Annotated in this window: 1 protein-coding gene; it reads left to right on the forward strand. The window is 34.3% G+C overall.

The features are described 5' to 3' along the window. Window positions 1-320, forward strand: a 320-nt coding sequence (locus EVJ33_RS15850) for a winged helix-turn-helix domain-containing protein (protein WP_201739735.1), incomplete at its 5' end; no start/stop codon positions are given. Window positions 321-388 lie beyond the last annotated feature (68 nt).

The raw sequence follows: 388 nt of genomic DNA on the forward strand, positions 1-388 counted from the left end.
GTCGTAGAATGGCTGGTTTTTCTTCACAAATATGGTCTATTGGCGATTTACAACTTAATCCAGCAAACCATCAAGTCACTTTAAATAACGAACTGCTTTTGTTATCAGGTAAAGAATACCAACTATTATATGAATTAATGCGTAATACTGACAATGTGGTACGTAAATCAGAGTTAGAACAGCGTTTATTTGGCTTAGACGATAAAATCGAAAGTAATTCCCTTGAAGTGCATATGCATAATTTACGAAGAAAAATAGGTAAAGAGCGCATTATCACGGTTCGTGGCGTAGGTTATTTATTAAAAAAAGAAGCTAATTAAATGAAGATCCGCTCCTTCTTTATTTACACCATTGTCCTTCAGATTATCTCCATAATTATGCTTTGGGG

Origin of the sequence: Exiguobacterium sp. SL-10, from assembly GCF_004337025.1 — a bacterium.
Taxonomy (GTDB): domain Bacteria; phylum Bacillota; class Bacilli; order Exiguobacteriales; family Exiguobacteriaceae; genus Exiguobacterium.